General features: G+C 41.6%; 17 protein-coding genes. 3 read left to right on the plus strand and 14 right to left on the minus strand.

Features of this window, described 5'->3' with window-relative positions; all coding sequences use genetic code 11:
* Positions 1–16: 16 nt before the first annotated feature.
* From ACZ5AE_RS17530 to ACZ5AE_RS17550, 5 genes are all read right to left on the minus strand, one after another.
* Positions 17–799: an enoyl-CoA hydratase gene (locus tag ACZ5AE_RS17530; RefSeq protein ID WP_464565894.1), complete on the minus strand. Its 783-nt coding sequence runs from the start codon at positions 797–799 to the stop codon at positions 17–19.
* Positions 796–1,683 carry a 3-hydroxyacyl-CoA dehydrogenase family protein gene (locus ACZ5AE_RS17535; RefSeq protein ID WP_464565895.1) on the minus strand — a complete coding sequence of 296 codons (888 nt, stop codon included), beginning with the start codon at positions 1,681–1,683 and terminating at the stop codon, positions 796–798. Before ACZ5AE_RS17535 ends, ACZ5AE_RS17530 begins: the two co-directional genes overlap by 4 nt.
* Before the next feature lie 64 nt (positions 1,684–1,747).
* Positions 1,748–2,923 carry a thiolase family protein gene (locus tag ACZ5AE_RS17540; protein WP_464565896.1) on the minus strand — a complete coding sequence of 392 codons (1,176 nt, stop codon included), beginning with the start codon at positions 2,921–2,923 and terminating at the stop codon, positions 1,748–1,750.
* A 174-nt stretch (positions 2,924–3,097) separates the two neighbouring features.
* On the minus strand, positions 3,098–4,252 hold the full coding sequence (locus ACZ5AE_RS17545) for an acyl-CoA dehydrogenase family protein (RefSeq protein WP_464565897.1): 1,155 nt from the start codon (positions 4,250–4,252) through the stop codon (positions 3,098–3,100).
* A gap of 129 nt (positions 4,253–4,381) precedes the next feature.
* Positions 4,382–5,824, minus strand: a complete 1,443-nt coding sequence (locus ACZ5AE_RS17550; protein ID WP_464565898.1) for a sigma-54 interaction domain-containing protein — start codon at positions 5,822–5,824, stop codon at positions 4,382–4,384.
* 302 nt (positions 5,825–6,126) lie between these two features.
* Here ACZ5AE_RS17550 and ACZ5AE_RS17555 point away from each other — a divergent pair, with 302 nt between their 5' ends.
* Positions 6,127–6,888, plus strand: a complete 762-nt coding sequence (locus ACZ5AE_RS17555) for an SDR family NAD(P)-dependent oxidoreductase (RefSeq protein WP_464565899.1) — start codon at positions 6,127–6,129, stop codon at positions 6,886–6,888.
* 458 nt (positions 6,889–7,346) lie between these two features.
* Here ACZ5AE_RS17555 and ACZ5AE_RS17560 read toward each other — a convergent pair whose 3' ends face one another.
* Complete coding sequence (locus ACZ5AE_RS17560; RefSeq protein WP_464565900.1) at positions 7,347–7,490, minus strand: YrzI family small protein; 144 nt, start codon at positions 7,488–7,490, stop codon at positions 7,347–7,349.
* Positions 7,491–7,766: 276 nt separating this feature from the next.
* Positions 7,767–8,219 (minus strand): SgcJ/EcaC family oxidoreductase, encoded by a 453-nt coding sequence (locus ACZ5AE_RS17565; protein ID WP_464565901.1) that lies wholly within the window; start codon positions 8,217–8,219, stop codon positions 7,767–7,769.
* Between the two features lie 139 nt (positions 8,220–8,358).
* Here ACZ5AE_RS17565 and ACZ5AE_RS17570 point away from each other — a divergent pair, with 139 nt between their 5' ends.
* A complete protein-coding gene (locus tag ACZ5AE_RS17570; protein WP_464565902.1) occupies positions 8,359–8,520 on the plus strand; it encodes a hypothetical protein in 162 nt (53 codons plus the stop codon).
* Positions 8,521–8,668: 148 nt separating this feature from the next.
* On the opposite strand, the gene ACZ5AE_RS17575 is transcribed toward ACZ5AE_RS17570, so the two are convergent.
* From ACZ5AE_RS17575 to copZ, 6 genes are all read right to left on the minus strand, one after another.
* The gene (locus ACZ5AE_RS17575; protein WP_464565903.1) at positions 8,669–9,838 is read right to left on the minus strand and encodes a uracil-xanthine permease family protein; all 1,170 of its coding nucleotides are present in this window, start codon (positions 9,836–9,838) and stop codon (positions 8,669–8,671) included.
* Between the two features lie 237 nt (positions 9,839–10,075).
* A complete protein-coding gene (locus ACZ5AE_RS17580) occupies positions 10,076–10,726 on the minus strand; it encodes a response regulator transcription factor (RefSeq protein ID WP_464565904.1) in 651 nt (216 codons plus the stop codon).
* Positions 10,726–12,147 carry a PAS domain-containing sensor histidine kinase gene (locus ACZ5AE_RS17585; protein ID WP_464565905.1) on the minus strand — a complete coding sequence of 474 codons (1,422 nt, stop codon included), beginning with the start codon at positions 12,145–12,147 and terminating at the stop codon, positions 10,726–10,728. The genes ACZ5AE_RS17580 and ACZ5AE_RS17585 overlap by 1 nt, the downstream gene beginning before the upstream one ends.
* A gap of 179 nt (positions 12,148–12,326) precedes the next feature.
* Positions 12,327–13,253: a hypothetical protein gene (locus tag ACZ5AE_RS17590; protein ID WP_464565906.1), complete on the minus strand. Its 927-nt coding sequence runs from the start codon at positions 13,251–13,253 to the stop codon at positions 12,327–12,329.
* Between the two features lie 1,230 nt (positions 13,254–14,483).
* Positions 14,484–17,042, minus strand: a complete 2,559-nt coding sequence (locus ACZ5AE_RS17595; protein WP_464565907.1) for a heavy metal translocating P-type ATPase — start codon at positions 17,040–17,042, stop codon at positions 14,484–14,486.
* Between the two features lie 67 nt (positions 17,043–17,109).
* Positions 17,110–17,319, minus strand: a complete 210-nt coding sequence (gene copZ, locus ACZ5AE_RS17600) for a copper chaperone CopZ (RefSeq protein WP_464565908.1) — start codon at positions 17,317–17,319, stop codon at positions 17,110–17,112.
* A 254-nt stretch (positions 17,320–17,573) separates the two neighbouring features.
* On the opposite strand from copZ, the gene ACZ5AE_RS17605 reads away from it, so the two are divergent.
* On the plus strand, positions 17,574–17,873 hold the full coding sequence (locus ACZ5AE_RS17605) for a hypothetical protein (RefSeq protein ID WP_464565909.1): 300 nt from the start codon (positions 17,574–17,576) through the stop codon (positions 17,871–17,873).
* 121 nt (positions 17,874–17,994) lie between these two features.
* Here the strand turns inward: ACZ5AE_RS17605 and ACZ5AE_RS17610 are convergent, their stop codons facing one another.
* Positions 17,995–18,546, minus strand: a complete 552-nt coding sequence (locus ACZ5AE_RS17610) for a CBO0543 family protein (RefSeq protein ID WP_464565910.1) — start codon at positions 18,544–18,546, stop codon at positions 17,995–17,997.
* Between the last annotated feature and the right edge of the window lie 57 nt (positions 18,547–18,603).

The following is an 18,603-nucleotide window of genomic DNA, read 5'->3' on the forward strand; positions in this document are numbered from 1 at the left end:
TTCACTGTTACCTAGTTTATTTATGGGCAAAAACGGGCTTTCTTTTTTCGATAAATGCTGAAACTCCCTCTTTCACATCTTCAGTTAAGAAGACCTCTCCAAACAGTTCAGCTTCTCTTTCAATTCCGGCATGGAATTCCATATTTGTTCCTTCATCTACCGCCTTTTTAATTCGAGATAGTGCCTGCAGGGAATACCCGCTGATTTTCTTGGCCATCGCTAGTGCCGCAACCATTCCTTGTCCTGTTGCGACCACTTTGTTCACGAGTCCAAGCTTCTGTGCCTCATGTGCCGAAATTGGGTCGCCGACAAACATGAGCTCTTTCGCTTTTGCCTCACCTACTATTCTAGGAAGACGCTGGGTGCCCCCTCCGCCTGGGAAGATTCCCAATTTGATTTCCGGCAGGCCGAGCTGTGCATGTTCTTCGGCAATCCGGATGTCACAAGTAATGGCAAGCTCACAGCCGCCGCCGAAGGTCAGCCCATTTAAGACAGCAATCGTCGGCTTCGGCAGGAAATCGATTTGGTTAAAGACGGCATGCTGTTCCAAGACTCGGTCCTTCATGCCTGCTTTGCCAATGGATTGTGGGAACTCTTTAATATCTGCTCCCGCCATAAACGCCCGGCTTCCCGCCCCTGTCAAGATAGCCACCACAATGTCGTTATCGCTGGCAATATCGTCAAAAACAGTCTTTAACTCACTTGTTACCTGCCCGCTTAAGACATTTAAAGGTGGATTATCAATGGTCACAATCGCAATATGATCATTTTTTTCCAGTTTGACTAATTGCGTATTCACTTTGCCTTCACCCCTGTTTTTTCATATTCATACCAGCCTTTTCCGGTTTTACGGCCGAGAGTCCCGGCCTTCACTTTTTCTTCCAGGCTTGCAGACGGCTTATCTTCTTCATTTCCTGTTTCTTTATATTTTTCTGCCAGTGCATAGTAGCCGACATCAATACCTGATAAATCCATCAGCTCGAAGGGACCCATCGGGTGGTTTAATGCTTTTTTGACAATCGTATCAATGTCTTTATAATCGCAGATTCCTTCTTCATACAGCTTGAGCGCCTCGTTGTTTAAAGCAAACAACAGACGGTTGGCTATAAAACCCCATGTTTCCTTGCGCAGCAAAACGCCTGTACGATTGATTTTTTCACAAACAGCCAAAGTGACAGCAGCCGTTTCTTCAGATGTGGTTTCGCTCATAACGACTTCTACACAATCCATTACTAAAGCTGGAAAGAAGAAATGCATATTACAGACTTTTCCCGGTCTACTGGTAACATCAGCAATTTTTGAACTAGCAATAGTGGAACTATTGGATGCTAAAATGGCATGAGGAGGTGCCAAACGATCAACAACAGCGAAAAGCTCCCGTTTGACGTCTAGCTTTTCTACGACGGCCTCAATGACAAAGTCGGTATTTCCTACTGCCTCTTCTAAACTAGTAGTAAAACTCAGTCGGGCGAAGGCCTTATCCAAGCCTTCCTGACTGATTTTCCCTTTTTGAACCCATTTTCCCATTTGAAAATCGAGGTTTTCCTTTGCCTTTTCCAAGGCATTCTCCTGGATATCGTAGATCGTTGTAGAAAAACCGCCCAGCGCGCATAACATGGCAATCTGGTGACCCATTGACCCCGCACCTAACACTGAAATATGTTTTACGTCCTGTATATTCAATGTTTTCACTCCTTCCGGTACTAACCGGTTAGTACTTTACCAATATTCAAAAAGGCAAACTTTCTTATCCTTCTCGCTCAATCAGTGCTGCAATGCCTTGGCCACCGCCAATACAAGCTGTAATCAATGCCCGCTGTTTATTTGTTCTTTGTAATTCGTAAACGGCTTTCGTCACCAAAATCGCTCCTGTTGCTCCGAGTGGATGCCCGTGTGCAATTGCCCCTCCGTTGACGTTCAGCTTTGCTTCGTCAATTTCCAGTTCGCGGTTGCAAGCAATTACCTGAGCGGCAAACGCTTCGTTTAATTCTACTAAATCAAAATCATCGATCTTCAATCCTGTCCGTTGTAATAGCTTTCTAGTTGCCGGTACCGGACCAATTCCCATAATATTAGGATCCACACCGCTTACCGCTGAGTCACGAACAACAGCCAGCGGCTTTAAGCCTAATTCTTCAGCCTTTTCACGGGACATAATCACTAATGCGCTAGCGGCATCATTGAGTCCTGAACTGCTTCCTGCTGTAACTGTTCCTCCTTCAATGAAGGCTGGCGGCAATTTAGCTAATCCCTCAAGCGTCGTAGATGGTCTCGGATGCTCATCCACTGCAACTGTGATTGGCTGCCCTTTTCTTACCGGAATCTCAATCGGCACAATTTGTTGTTTAAAAAATTCTTGTTCCATGGCGGCTGCCATTCTTTGCTGGCTTCTTAATGAATAGGCATCCTGTTCTTCCCTAGAAATATTATATTTTTTCACTAGATTTTCAGCCGTGATTCCCATTGGCGGATCACCAATTTCCTTTGGCGACAGCTGCGATTTACGAAAACTAGGCGGCGCTGCACTATATGCTTTTGTTGCGCGATCCATTAAATATGGAGCACGGCTCATACTCTCTGTTCCACCTGCCACATAAATATCTCCTGCTCCGGCATTAATCGCCTGCGCAGCTAAAACAACGGCATTGATACCAGACCCGCACTGACGGTCAATAGTTAAACCAGGAATTTCAAGAGAAAGTCCAGTTTGCAGGGCTGTTAATCTAGCAATGTTTCCGCCGCCGCTTAACACATTTCCAAAAATAACGTCATCAATCTGATTTGCATTCACACCTGCTCGATTTAACGCTTCCTTAATCACGACTGCACCAAATTCATGGGCATTCAGGCTAGCTAATGCACCACCTTGTCTTCCTATTGGGGTTCTTACTGCTGAAACGATCACTGCATCTCTGTTTGACATTCTTTTTTCCTCCCTATTCATCTATTAATTTTTATTCTTGTAAAAACTAGTCTACCAGTCTCCTTAGGGAACCTTTTTTCACACAAACTCTCTAAGAAAGAAAATCCCGATTTTTTTCGCGGGTCTATCACTTCATCTGGCACACCATTTTGAGAGCCCTTCCATTTTACAAATTTATAGTAAAACTTGTCTGGCTATGACAAGTTTTTGTATCAAATTTGAACCTTCATAAAACTGGGTAATTTTCGCATCCCGCAACATTCGTTCCACAGGGTAGTCATCTGTGTAGCCGCTGCCTTCTAGCATTTGAACCGCATCCGTGGTCACCTTTATCGCGACATTCGAACAGAAAAGCTTTGCCATTGATGCAGCACCTGCCACTTCACTTGACCCTATTTCAAGCAATTCTCCACCGTAGTAAAGTAATCTTCTTGCAGCTTCAATCTCTGTTGCCATTTCAGCGAGCATAAGCTGGGTATTATGAAATCGCAAACTCTCCCTCGAAGAACGCATAAATTTTTGGGCATACTTTATTGCCTCCTCATAAGCGCCTTGTGCAATCCCCAAAGCTAGCGCCGCAACACTTAATCTCGTCCGATTAAGCGTTTCTTTCAATATTTTAAATCCCCTGCCCTCCCCTCCAATTAGCTGTGAATGATGAATTTTAACATTTTCTAAAATAACCTCTCTTGCGGGAATCCCTTTTACCCCCATTTTCCCTGCTTCTCTGCCTATTATTAGTCCGGGAGTTCCTTTCTCGACAAGAAAATAGGTGATTCCTGCATTTTTAATTCTGGGATCCATTGTTGCTACAATCATGTAAACATCAGCAACCCCAGCGTTAAATACAAATAACTTTTTACCATTTAAAACATAATAATCTCCCATTTTCTCAGCTGTTGTATATACTGTTTCAAGATCGCTGGTGATTCCCTCTTCTGTAATCCCAATCGCACCTATTAAATCACCTGATGTAAGCGGGGGTAAATACTTTATTTTTTGCTCCTCCGTACCACCTAGAAGAATGGGATTCATCACCATTTCCTGATTCGTCAACAGCATGGATGTCGAACCACAGCAGCGAGCAATCTCTTCAATAATGATCAACTGATTCAAGTGCGATAGGCCGCCGCCGCCAAAACTGGTCGTTACACTTGTTCCGAATAATCTATTTTCTGCTAACTTCCTGACGTGGGTGTCCGGTATTCTTTGAAGTTGATCTACCTCTTTTGCTGCAGGACGAAAGCAATCCTCTGCAATTGATCGGATAAAATGCCGAACCACATGAATCTCTTCCTGAATCAATTCCATTGCTCCTTCCATGGTCATTATTCTTTTATTATGCAATTTCTGTGCCAACTAAATAAACAGGATACTTAGGGCTCAACTCCCCCGGTAATGCAAAAACACAACAAAAAAATAGTGCAAAATTGCAACGTGTTGCATTTTTGCACTATTTTAAGAATTAGAGTATTTTTGCACTTTCCTTGATAACGTGGAAGCATCGACGTCCAGTGCTTTTGCTGCCGCGCGTATGCTGGGATAATTCTTCAAGGCACTTTCGATGACTTGTTTTTCATAAAGTTCCATTTGCTCTTTTAATGGTCTTACACTGTCAGTTGCTGGATTAATTTCGTCACTTTCCCTTTTTGGTTCAACCTTAGTTTTTTCTTTATGTTGCTGTATAAACAATTCATTTCTGATGTCCTCAGCAGTAATGATCGGTTTTTCAATCATTATGCACAGCCGCTCGACTATATTTTGAAGTTCCCGCACGTTTCCCGGCCAATGATACCGTTGAAAGCTATCCAAAACTTCTTTTGAAAAAATCTTATTCACGCCGTATTTTTGTCTTATGTTATTGATAAAGTGATAGGTTAACGGAACGATATCATTTGGTCTTTCCCTTAGCGGAGGAATATGAATCGGAATGATGTTTAATCGATAATAGAGGTCCTCGCGAAACCCTCCTTTTTTGATTAAATTTACCAGATTTTGATTAGTTGCAGCAATCACCCTGGTGTCAATTTTTATCGGCTTTGTCCCGCCGACCCTGGTAATTTCAAATTCCTGCAGCACCCTTAGTAATTTGACCTGTAAATGTAAGGGGATCTCGCCAATTTCATCTAATAGAATCGTCCCCTTAGCTGCCTGTTCAAATAAACCAACCTTTCCCTTAGGGCTGGCTCCAGTAAAGGCTCCAGGTTCATAGCCGAACAATTCAGATTCTAATAAATCATTGGGAATTGCCCCGCAATTCACTTTGATAAGCGGCTGGCTGCTTCGATTGCTATTTTCATGGATTAATTTTACAATAACCTCTTTACCTGCTCCTGATTCCCCATATAAAATGACAGTTGAATCATGCTGAGAGACTCGTAGGGCGCGGTCTATGACTTTCTTCATTTTCATGTCATAGGCAACAATAGAATGAATGGCGTTTTTATTAGATTTTAGTTCCTCTAGCTGCCGAGTGATTTCCTCATGCTCCTGCTCTAATTGAAAAATTTCATCCTTGAGTTGATTTAATACCGTAACGTCCAAAATCTGACTGACAACTTTAATGATTTGCTCTTGTTTATTTTTTATGGGGATGGCGGTTACTAAAACTTCCTTGCCATTATAGAGTTTTGTTAGCTGAGTACTAGTTTTTCCTTCTTTAAGAGCCTGCAGTTCGGCGGTCTGGTCGATGATTTCCTCGATCATTAATTCCCGATGCCTGCGGCCAACCACATCACTTGCCGATAATCCCGTTTGTTCCTTAAATGCCGGATTCACTTCGGTAATCCTGCCGTCCTTATCCGTGATGACCACACCTGTTACGGAATGCTGAAACATTTGCTGATACGTCTCATAAATCTCTTCCAGTTTCTCTAATTCGTACGGTGCGTCAGATACCAACGTCGACTCACGCTCCCTGTTTGCGATTATCTTAGTCCCCCTTCCAAATTTACGGTTTTATGTAAATAATCCGAATACAGTTATTGTATTCTATATTTTCTGAAAAATAAACGATTTAATCTATTTAATCCCCGTTCGCGAAATGGATCTTACCTCATTCATTAGTAATCGATTCCACTTTACGAAAAAATTCTTGCGATTGATGCAAGAACTGTCCCTGTGCATCGTTTTTTATAAGGTGTTTGCATTATAATGTTTACATACATAAAACACAAAAATGAAGTAAAAAAGGAGCTTTCACAATGGACTTGCAATTACAAGGCAAAAACGTACTCATTACTGGTGGTTCAAAAGGAATCGGAAAAGCAATAGCCGAAGCATTTGTTGCTGAAGGAGCAAATGTGACAATTACAGCAAGAGGGCTAGGTTTTTTAGAAGAGGCAAAGGCAGAACTTGGCGGCAACGTTTCTATTTTTCAAGCAGACCTTACAAATCCAGAGGAACGGAAAAAATTGATTCACACGTTTATCGAGGAAAATGGAACGATTGATATCCTGATTAACAATGCCGGCGGCAGCAACGGTGGTAAGGCAATTGAAACCGATATGGAGCTTTTTTATCAGGCAATGGAACTGAACTATTTTTCCGCAGTACATATGAGTAAACTAGCTGCCCTTCAAATGAAAAATCAGCGGTCGGGATCAATCATTAATATTACCTCAGTTTATGGGAGAGAAAGCGGTGGAAAAATCACCTACAATAATGCTAAATCTGCACTCATCAGCTTTACAAAATCTTTGGCAGACGAAGTAATTCCCTATGGGATCCGGATCAACAGTATTGCTCCTGGTAGCATTTTGCACGAGACCGGCAATTGGATAAAACGTATGAACGAGGATCCGGAGGGAATCAAAGAGTTTGTAAATAAGGAAATTCCTGCTGGCCGTTTCGGTACCCCAGAAGAAATCGCCAATGTTGCAGTATTCCTTGCTTCAGAAAAGGCTTCCTGGATTGTTGGTGCCAGCATTAATGTTGATGGCGGACAATCGAAGATGAATTTCTGAGGTTTTATTGGATTAAAGAATACTAAATAAAAAATGGTTGCTACAAAGCAACCATTTTTTATTAAATTACAAGCAAGCCGCTAGTTCGTAAGAGGGTAGAAACAGCAGTTTCTTGCTCCCATTTACCCTCATTTATCAATTCTTGACGTAAATCACTGAAAAGCCCGCTGTGTCCTCGCACAAATTCCTTTTTTTCTATTGGATCTTTTCTCAGAGATTGTTGCTTTTAACTAAATTGAAAACACTGAGTGGATTGGAGCGAAAGGTGCTTGACTCCTGCGGTAAATAGAGGAAAGGTCGAGACCCCGCAGACGGAACGTCGAGGAGGCTCGACTTCCTCCCCGCGGAAAGCAAGCGCCTGTAGCGGAAAGGAATGGACAGTGTTATTCCCAAAAACAACAAACTTTACGAAAAGAGCCTTTCTATTAAACTGCCAGGATTAACTTCCTGGCAGTTTGTTAATGCATCAAATAATGATTGGAGATTAGCCGATCTTTATGTTCTTCATATAGTTTTTCAACCATTTCATCGTGCAGGGCTTTTTCCGGAGCGATTATTCGCTTTTTAATGCTAAGGGTAAAGAATAATAGATTCAATGTCATTGTCATTTTCCTCCTTAATGGATTTTTTCGATCACGCTATTTGTTGTTTTCTATATTCACATATTACTCATTTCTGCCCCTTCCCTAACCGCACTCTTTTTGAAGACCACCGCATTTTTTTTGTATGTTACCGCAGTGAAGCCGTTAAAGATTACGACGTTTTCCTCGCATAAAGAAATGGCGCAGTTCACTATACTGCGCCATTCTTTCTCCTATTTTTACGAGCTCATCACAAGAAAAAGGCGTCGAAACAGCCAATCTTGTTGAATTTATTTTCTACGCCCTTAATACTTCTCTTAGTTCCTCGGTCATTTGTTCCACTAATTCAGGTCTTCCATGAAATTGTGCAGGAGTGTTCTGGAATAGTTGAATACGCCAATTACCCTCTTTTTTTACCACAACAAGAGTGTGATGTGTGTTCACTTTTGGGTTGATGTCGTTTGCCTGAGGCGGTACCATACCAGCAATTGCTCGCAAAATTGCTATATCCATACTTAGAAAATGTATATCTTTAACTTTGCTAACGAACCGAGCCGTTTGATGGTGTTCAAAGATTGGATTTAGGTGCGAGAATATTTCTTCTCTGCCAATTGATTGGCTTCCATCAAAGCCAATACTTTCACCATCTTCAATAAATAAAACTGCCATTCCACTAGCATCTCGATTATTCCAGGCATCTAATAATTGATTATAGACTGCTTGTACTCCTTTTGAATCCTTATTGTCCATGATCGACGACTCCTTTAATACCTGCAGTTAATATCTACAATTCTAAAATAGATAAAACGTTTATTCAATAATGAAGAGGATTTGCCAAGTGTTTTTTGTAAATAATACATTTGTTAAATGATAATCGAGGAGGATTTATATGCAGCAACAGAATCAACAAGCTAAAGGGAATGCGGCTTCTATGATGCAACCAGAATTTGCCGGAACTGATGCCCAAAAAGTAAAACAAGAAATTCAAAAAGATGTAAGTGCAGGACAAGGTGCGATGACTTCCCGAGAGGCAGGAGCAATGCGCGATTAATATCACAGGGAGAATTTAAAAAGCAACGGTTCTGCCGTTGCTTAAATGATTCATGGGGACGGTTCTCTTGTTTCATTTTTGGTTCACAGAAGAGCAGACCTCTTTAGAACTAAAAAATGATGCATAAGAACCGTCCCTATGTCTCTTTTTAACCTTCATTCTTTGTCGTAAAATCGGGTACGAGCCAGTGGATAAGTAATCCGGCAATGGTAGCGTAGGCGATACCATTATGAGCATATCCAACTCCGACGATGAAGATGATCGCGACGATGACCAGATTCTTCATATTTCCCAGACTTACTTTTTCCTCGATGAGGTGACGGATCCCCATTGCGGCAATCATACCAAATAACAGGATACAAATGCCGCCCATCACCGCAACTGGAATAGATTGGATTAGAGCTCCAACTTTACCGAATAGGCCAAGGAGAATCGCAATAACGGCAGCGCCTTGAATGATCCTACTGGAAAACTGTCGTGTGATGGCCAGAACCCCTAGGTTTTCAGCATAAGTAGTTTGCGCTGGTCCGCCGACGAATCCGGAGATAAAGGTGGCAAGGCCGTTACCTAATAGAATACGGCCGAATCCAGGATCTTTTGTGACATCTTTTCCAGTAATCTCGTTTAATACAAACATATGACCTAAGTCTTCGATAATGGTAACAAGTGCAATCGGTGCCATACCAAGGATAACAACCCAGGTGAATTCAGGCATCACAAAATGAGGGAGCGCGAAAATAGGGGCATCTGCAATGTTTTGAAAATCGACATAGCCGCGCACAGCAGAATAAATATAACCGACGATAAGACCGATGATAATTGGTAAGAGGCGGATCACCTTCGTGCCGGCAAGGGTTGCGATAATGGCGGCAAGAAGGCTCACAATGGCAGCGTCCCAATGTGTCGCGGCCATATTGGTGACAGCTGTTGTCGCCAAGGAAAGACCGATAATGCTGACAACCGGACCGACGACGACTGGAGGAATGGCTTTTCGCACTTTATCAAAGCCAACTGTGGCAATAATCAGCGATACGATGGCATAAACAACGGATACGCTGATCAGGCCTGCCACGGCTTGACCCGGTGAGTGAAGCTTCCCCACATACAACGCAAGTGGAGCAATAAACGCAAAGGATGAACCTAAATACGTAGGAACTTTTCCACCTGTAATGAGATGAAAAATCAAGGTTCCAACACCACTGGCAATAAGGGCACTTCCTGGATCAAGACCGGTGAGCGCTGGCACTAAAACTGTTGCACCAAACATTGCAAACAAATGTTGTAATGACAATGGTATTGCTCTTAAAAAATTTTTCAATCCGTTTCCCCCCTTTAGTAGTCCCTTTGTCTATTCAATGTTAAATATTCGCATCGAAATTATTTTATGTCTATTTTGTTTACCTTTTTGTAATTTCTGTTGTTGCTGCAGTCATACACAAAAAAAAGGGCTCCCGCGGAACCCCATTACACGCTAAAATCAGTGTGATTTTTAATTAATATTCCACTGCTTTTTTATTGATTTTTTTCAACACTGGTACGCTAAATAAGAATGTTATTATTTCAATTCTTCCTCTGGAATCAACCCAAGCTTCTTGGCCTTTGCAATAGTGTCGACTCTTGTTCGGACGCCAAACTTTTGGTAAAGCGCCGTTAAGTTATACTCTAACGACCGCTGGCTCATCGCTAAATTGGAGGCGATTTCCCTTGTACTTTTCCCTTTAGATAGTTCTGTCAGGATTTGTTCTTCATTGCTGGTTAAAACCACTTTTTCATTTGGAGTGGACTGATCCGATATGATCCCTGGCCTTCTTAATTCTCTTACCAATGAAAGCGGCAGAACTACCTGCTGCCTTAACGCACTTCTTATTCCAGCAACTAACTCATCCCGCGATGAAGTTTTTGAAAGAAACCCAGACACACCTGCTTCAACCAGCAAATTAAAATGAGGTTTGATATCGAAGCCTGTATAAATCAATACAGTCAAATCGGGATTATATGCCAATGCTTGCTTTGCTAACTCAAGCCCATTTAGGTGGGGCATATACAAATCGAACAACAATACATCATAATGGTTTAGCTTGATTAAATTCATTGCATTCAATGAACTGTATTCAACCGTAATGTTGAAATCCGGTTCTTGTTCCAACAGCATTTTGGTCCCTTCGATAATGGATAAATGGTCATCTACTATTAAAATATTTACCATTATACTAAACTCCTTTCTAAGTTAATGGGAAGCTGTAAAGCAGCAAACAACCCACATCCCGGCTCCAAGCTGATCTCCATATTCCCTCCAAGACTTTGCGCTCTTTGTTCTACATTTGTTAACCTCAAATGACTAGAAGAACTCTCCCCAACTCCGTCATCACTGTAAACCATCTTTAATTGATGATCCTCATAGTAGAGATCAAATTTAATTTCATTCGCCCGAGAGTGTTCCTCTGCATGATTAAGGAGTTCCTGCACAATCCGGTAAATCCCGATCGTTTGCTCCTCGCTTAACGGAAGCATTGAGAGATCTTCCGCCGTAAAAATAATTTTATACATGGAGCTAACCTGGATATGCTCGAACAAATTTTCCAATGATCTTTTCAGTCCTAACTCTCTTAGCAGCGGAGGCCGCAAGTTATTGCAAGTCAACCGAATATCATGAATGATATCCAACAAACCCTGTTCAATCCCAACAAGCTTTGTTTTGACTTCCTTGTCTATTTCATAACGGTTTAAAAGGGATTCCAGCCTGCGGTATAAGTCAATTTGATCCTGCAAAACCGTATCATGCAAATCACTGGATAACGTCAAACGCTGCTGTTCCTGCAGATTAAACATCAAGCGCAGCACCCATTGCGGCGTTTCCTTACTACGGGTGGCTGTTTCGAGCTGCAGGATCAGATTCTCTATCATATTTAAATTTTCAATAACCATCATCGAATAATAGGCCAACGTTTCCAGCCAGATGGATTCCATCTTTTCCCGTATGGCACTTGCATTGATGGACAGGATGCAGGGGCTCTCTTGCCCCTCACCTATTTTAATCATCACCTTGTCCGAGACCGTCTCCATTTTCCCTAATGATAACTGTATGTTTTTTGGAGAAATTTTCATTATGGTAGGATTCGAGTTTGGTAAAATGGTTATGAGTTCCTTGATTAGTCTCTCTTCAAGGTCCGCATGTTTCATCACGAAAGAAAGATCATTCGAAAAATTCTTCAGGCTATTTTGCAAAACTTCATGGCGATTCTTGTGGTATTCGAGCTCTATCTCCATCAATTTCCGTTCGGTAATATCCCTTGTCGAAACAACCTGCAAATAATTCTTTGTATCTGGAAGTGGTGTGGTTTTACATTCGCAATATCGAATTTCTCCATTCTTCCTGATGACTCGATATTCCGAGGAATTACTTTTTTTAGAGGAGAGTAGATTTTCGTGCCTTTGCATTAAATTTTCTCGATCCTCTGGATGAACCATAAAAAAAGTGTCCCTATTTTCCAACTCTTCAGGACTATAACCTGATAATTCATATATATTTGGGGTAACAAATACAATGTGACGATTACGATCTACAATCATCAGTACGTCACTTGTGTTATTGATGATAGCTTGAAAAAATTGCTGGTTGTTATCCATAAAAGCACCACCTGTTTTCTCCTCTGTTCTTAGTTTAAATGAAACTTCAACCTTGCAAACCGCAAAATTTTTGCGTGTTTGGCACTCTTTTCGTACAACGAGCCGGATTTTTCATTTTTTTCCCCCGAGGCTTAAATGGAAGGGAGAGTCCAGCCTTCTCTCCCCCACATTTCTATATATTATTCCGTCACTTCAATCACAAAAGGAAATGCTCTCACTTTACCATTTTGTTGGAACTCAGCCCAGACTTTATAAATACCAGGCTTACTAAACGTAGTTTCAAAAATCGGTTCCGTATCATTGGTTGGGTGCACATGGAGAAATTTCTTGCCGTATTCATCGAGAATCACGACATGACCCATTGCTCCTAAATATGGAGTTAAATTAGTTCTGTCAAGATCGAATGTTAGTTTAACGTCTTCACCTGCTTTAAAGGAACTGACGGTCATTGTAACCTTTTCCCCATCGACGATCTTGGTGAAGTCAGTATCTGGCTCTAACGCATGACCATGTGCAGCTGTATTTATAGCAGGTGATCCCACCACAAATGGTACAGGTTCTACTGCGTAAGAATGCGATTTAGGCTTGATGTCGATAAATGCCTTATAATACCCTTCAGGAAGTAAATTTCCAATCGTAAACTCACCTTTACCTGTTCGATCTGGATGTAAATGGTAATACTTCTGAAGCTGCTCATCGACAATGATCAGATGAAATATCTTTTCATGATTGACTTCTAAATCATCGATTGGATTTCCTGCCTTATCTTTTAAATAAATTTTAATATTGTCTTTATCATTGTAAACGAACGCATTTACTTGGCTGCCATCACTATGTGAAGAGCCCTCATCATGGCCATGGCTCCCTTCCTCCCCATGAGCGCCCGTTTCGGCTGCCTCGGTACCATGATCTGAACTCCCCATATCCTTCATGGTATCCATGCTTTCCTTGCTATCCTTGCTCTTTTTGTTTTTCGTATTACCCATATCCTGCATTCCCGCCTCTGCAGCGGTTGTCTTTTCATCCGTGAACCATTTGTCATAAGCCTGAAAACCAACGATGACAATTGTGACATAAAGCATTCCCGCTATTGCCCATTTTCTCATTTCTTTCACTCCTTTTAATGTTAAATGGATAAATTCTTCCAATTGGTATGTTCTTAGCATACTGCTAAATGGCTAACTTCAAACCGCAAATCAAACGAAACACCCCGCAAAATTTTTGTTAGCTTCCACTATGTAGAATGCTTGTTACAACAAAGCATAAATCGAAAGTAAAATCACCGGCTAGGTTGGATTCTCCTTCCAATGCCACCGAACTTTTCATCCATTCCCTGGTTCGGTAGCATAGAGCCTTTCTATGCTACCGAACTCTTCATCCATTCCCTAGATCGTAGCTTATAGCCTTTCTTTGCTACCAAATACTCTATCGATTCGGTGGTTCGGGAGCATAGAGCCCTTCTATGCTACCGAACTCTTCATCCATTCCCTGGTTCGGTAAGATATAGCCTTTCTATGCTACCGAACTCTTCATCCATTCCCTGGTTCGGGAGCATAGAGCCTTTCTATGCTACCGAATTCTTCATCGATTCGATGGTTCGGGAGCATATAGCCTTTCTATGCTACCGAATTCTTTATCGATTCGATGGTTTCGGAAGCATATAGCCTTTCTATGCTACCGAACTCTTCATCCATTCCCTAGATCGTAGCTTATAGCCTTTCTTTGCTACCAAATACTCTATCGATTCGGTGGTTCGGGAGCATAGAGCCCTTCTATGCTACCGAACTCTTCATCCATTCCCTGGTTCGGTAAGATATAGCCTTTCTATGCTACCGAACTCTTCATCCATTCCCTGGTTCGGGAGCATAGAGCCTTTCTATGCTACCGAATTCTTCATCGATTCGATGGTTCGGGAGCATATAGCCTTTCTATGCTACCGAATTCTTTATCGATTCGATGGTTTCGGAAGCATATAGCCTTTCTATGCTACCGAACTCTTCATCCATTCCCTAGATCGTAGCTTATAGCCTTTCTTTGCTACCAAATACTCTATCGATTCGGTGGTTCGGGAGCATAGAGCCCTTCTATGCTACCGAACTCTTCATCCATTCCCTGTATCGGTAGTATATGGTCTTTCTCTACGTCCAAACTCTTCATAAATTCGTTGGTTCGGTAGAATGTAGACTCATAAACGAATGAACACTATGAAAATCACAGCCAACTCGCATATAAACAATACCAACAATGTTTACTATAAAAGAATTCAGCAAACCAAAAAGCTTGCGGGTCCTTTTTCCAGGACAATTCGCAAGCTCCTAATAGCAAGTGGTGAAATTTCATCGCAAAATCACATCCACTAACTTCTGTATTCCGGCATCCTCTAACAAATTTTCGTAGATAAAATAACCACCAAACAGTACCACTAGTAACAGCAAAGCCGGTATCAGCCATCTTTTTGGAGAAAAAGCGGCCTCCTCGGTATTTACCGATTCATTTTGCAGTCTAAGAGCATTTAATACCACGGATACAGAGCTAAATGCCATTGCCGCACCCGCCAGCCATGGAGCGAGCAAACCGAATGCAGCAACAGGAATGCCGACAGTATTGTAGGCAAATGCCCAGAACAAGTTTTGCTTAATGTTTTGCATCGTCTTTTTACTCATATGAATGGCATCTGCAATACTATTTAAATCCCCGCGCATCAGGGTAATATCCGCCGCCTCCATCGCAACATCCGTACCAGTTCCAATCGCCATGCCAATATCGGCAACCGCCAAAGCAGGCGCATCATTGATTCCGTCCCCTACCATAGCGACGATTTTTCCTTGTTCCTGAAGTTTCTTCAATTGTTCCACTTTCCCTTCAGGAAGTACCTCAGCCAATACGTCGTCAATGCCAACCTGATTGGCAATCGCATGAGCAGACTCTTTATTATCTCCTGTAATCATGATGACTTCTAATCCCAAGTCTTTTAGGCGTTTCACTGCTTTTTTCGACGTTGTCTTAATCGTATCTGCGACTGCAACAATTCCAACATATTCCCCATCAAAGGCAGCCAGCATCGCAGTCTTTCCCTGGCGTTCCAAGTTCTCCATTTTTGCTAAAGCTTTCTCAAAAGAAACGTTATACTCCGTTAAAAGTCTACGGGTCCCAATTAAGACTGCTCTTCCATCAATATTTGCTTTTACACCAAACCCCGGTATAGCCTCAAAATCAGCGTAACCCTTAATTAAAATTCCTTTTTCTTGAATCCCTTGAACAATCGCTTGTGCCAACGGATGCTCCGACTGTTTCTCGGCAGCCGCGACCACTGATAAAAATTCCTCTTCGCTCACATTCCCATCAATGATAATGTCAGTTAATACAGGCTCACCATTGGTAATGGTTCCTGTTTTATCCAAAACAACCGTGGTTAGTCGGCTAGCCCATTCCAGATGTTCGCCGCTTTTAAAAAGGATTCCAAACTCAGCCGCACGACCCGAACCGGCCATAATCGATGTTGGTGTGGCCAACCCCAATGAACAAGGGCAGGCGATCACAAGAACGGCAATTAATTTTTCAAGGGAACCAGAAAAGTCACCTGGTGTCACCCAGAAATACCAAATCAGAAAAGTTAGGACAGCAATACCGATTACAATCGGAACGAAGATTCCAGATATTTGATCAGCCAATCGCTGGATTGGAGCCTTAGAGCCCTGAGCACTTTCAACAATTTTTATTATCTGAGCAAGAGCCGTGTCTTTTCCCACTTTAGTGGCACGAACTTTGATGAAGCCGTTTTTGTTGATGGTAGCGCCAATCACCATGTCCCCGATCGTTTTATCTACCGGAACACTTTCACCGGTTAACATCGATTCATCCAAAGCGGTTCTACCTTCGATAATCTCTCCATCCACTGGAACCTTCTCACCAGGCTTGATGAATAAAATGTCCCCTACCACAACCTCCTCTAGCGGAACTACCACCTCTTGCCCGTTTCTTTCCACGACGGCAAGCTTTGACTGTAATTGCATCAGCTTTTTGATGGCTTCAGAGGCGCGTCCTTTTGCGCTTGATTCAAAAATCTTTCCTAAAATAATGAGAGTAATTAAAATGGCACTGGTCTCAAAATAGACCTCCAGCATCGCGGCGCCCTTTCCATAAGACTCCATCAACACATATAAACTATAGAAAAATGCCGCCGAGGTTCCCAGCGCCACCAATACATCCATATTGGCACTTCGGCTCCGCAATGCTTTATATGCTCCGCGATAAAACTGAAGGCCAATGAGTAACTGTACAGGTGCAGCTAACATCAGCTGCACCCATGGATTCATAAAGAATGCCTGTATGCCTAAAGCATCCGGCACTTTGGCCATGTTCGCGAACATGACCAGAGCCATTGGAAACGACAGCAGCATGGAGAACAGAAACTTGGCCTTTTGTTGCAGAAGCTCAAGCTTTCTTGGATCCTCCTTTTCTACTCCCGCCTCTTCTTTCCTCTCGGCACCATACCCTAACTTTTCAACCTCCTGAATGATCTCATGCACTTGAACCATCGAAGGATGAAATTCCACTGTGGCTGTTTCCATTGCCAGATTCACTACTGCCTTAGATACCCCATCTATCTTATTTAAACCTTTTTCTATCCTTGCCGAGCAGGCTGCACAGGTCATTCCCCTAATCAGGAATTCTGTTTTTTCCGTCACCACATCGTAGCCAATCTCTCTGATTTTGTTTTCCAAGGCTTCTACGCTTGCTTTTTCCAGATCGTATTTGATGGTAGATTGTTCTAAGGCGAGATTTACAGCTGCCTCGATAACCCCATCCATTTTTGTTAAACCTTTTTCGATTCTTCCCGCGCAGGCTGCACAAGTCATCCCGATTATCTGCAAATTTGCTTCTTTCATGCTCATAGTTTCGTCCCTTTCCTACATTTTTCACCCCGTTTAAAAGAGACCTAATAAAATAGTAGGACTAATCTTAACGGCAGACTTCGTATCCGCCACCTTCAATGCATTCCTTAATTTGTTCTGGACTTACTTGTTCTAAATCGAACACGACCGCCACATTTGCTTCCTTTAAATTAACTTTTACTTTATTGACACCCTCTAGTTTTCCGACGCTTCCCTCAATTGACTTTACGCAATGCTGGCAGGACATCCCTTTTACTGCTAATGTAATCCGATCCATTTTCCATCTCTCCTTTTGGAATAATCATTTGACATTATCATTGTATATAAGCTTCCGCTTGGTAAAACCGCAATGTTTCTAGGTAACCCCGCAGGATTTTGCGAACGGTCTGCAAAGGTTTTTTCGGAAAAATCAGTATAGCAATTTCTTAGGGTGACAGGCGAACTCGTACTTTCGTATAATGAAAAGGTATGGAATCCAACCAAAATTAAGATGGTGAACCAGGGATGAGGATAAATTTTTCAGAGAAGCAAATGGAGGAAATAAAACGAATCCTTCAAAAAGACCTTTTGATAAAGGGAATAGAACCAACAGAGGAATATTTATTTATCCACTGTTTTTCGAAAAAACAGAAGGAAACCGTCTATTTTCATCTGTTTACAGAAGATAATACATTGGTAATCCGCTGCTATGCACGCGTGTTCGACACCATTGGTTTGAGTGTGATAATCAGAAGCACTGCAAAAAACATATTTGAATATCTGGTAAAACAAACCGGATTACAAAACACAATTTATATAGAAAACGGGACGGAATTTAAAATTAAAATTTAAAGAATTGGACCCTAAAGTTATATAGATTAAGGATAATAGATTAAGCCTGTATCATTGATTAAGATACAGGCTGTTAAAAATTGTTCGAAAGCTAGTTAGAGAATCAATTTAAAAATATGTATTATAACGGGTCAAATTTTTTAGTTGTACAAATTCGGTAAGCAATTAAATAGATGATAATGTAAATGGGAAAGGAATAAAAAACACTCCATTTTATAGTCGTATAAAATCCAAGCCATTCAAATAAAGGTTCACCAATAAAAGAGGTCAGTGCGGAATAGATAACAGCTTTCATAAAAGGGTTTAAAGTTGGCTTAAATTGCAGCCAAAGCATAAGGGTTACAGGAATTAAGGTAAAATCCCAAGGCAAAAATGTTGGTATCGTAGGCAATACTCTTCCGGAATAATGCCAAGACCCAAAAACAAGTCCCAAAAAATCAAACCAAGAAGCTACACTTAAGCCAAAACTTCCAGCTAAAAGTAATCTTGCTTCACTTCCACGCTTTCGAAGTTTGATCCATATAAGCCAAGGAATGATGGATAAGGCTGCAGAAAACCAAAATTCCCAATGCCATAATGTATGTTGAATCCAATAATTTACATAATCCACTTCGACTTGATGAATTCTTTGAAAAAACTGTTCAGAATTTTTTAATTCTTCCTTGCTAATCAATGGTGTCATTTAATTTTCACCTAACAAAATAATATAATCCCAGTATTCCCCATCCTT

This window comes from Neobacillus sp. S1227, from assembly GCF_055385255.1.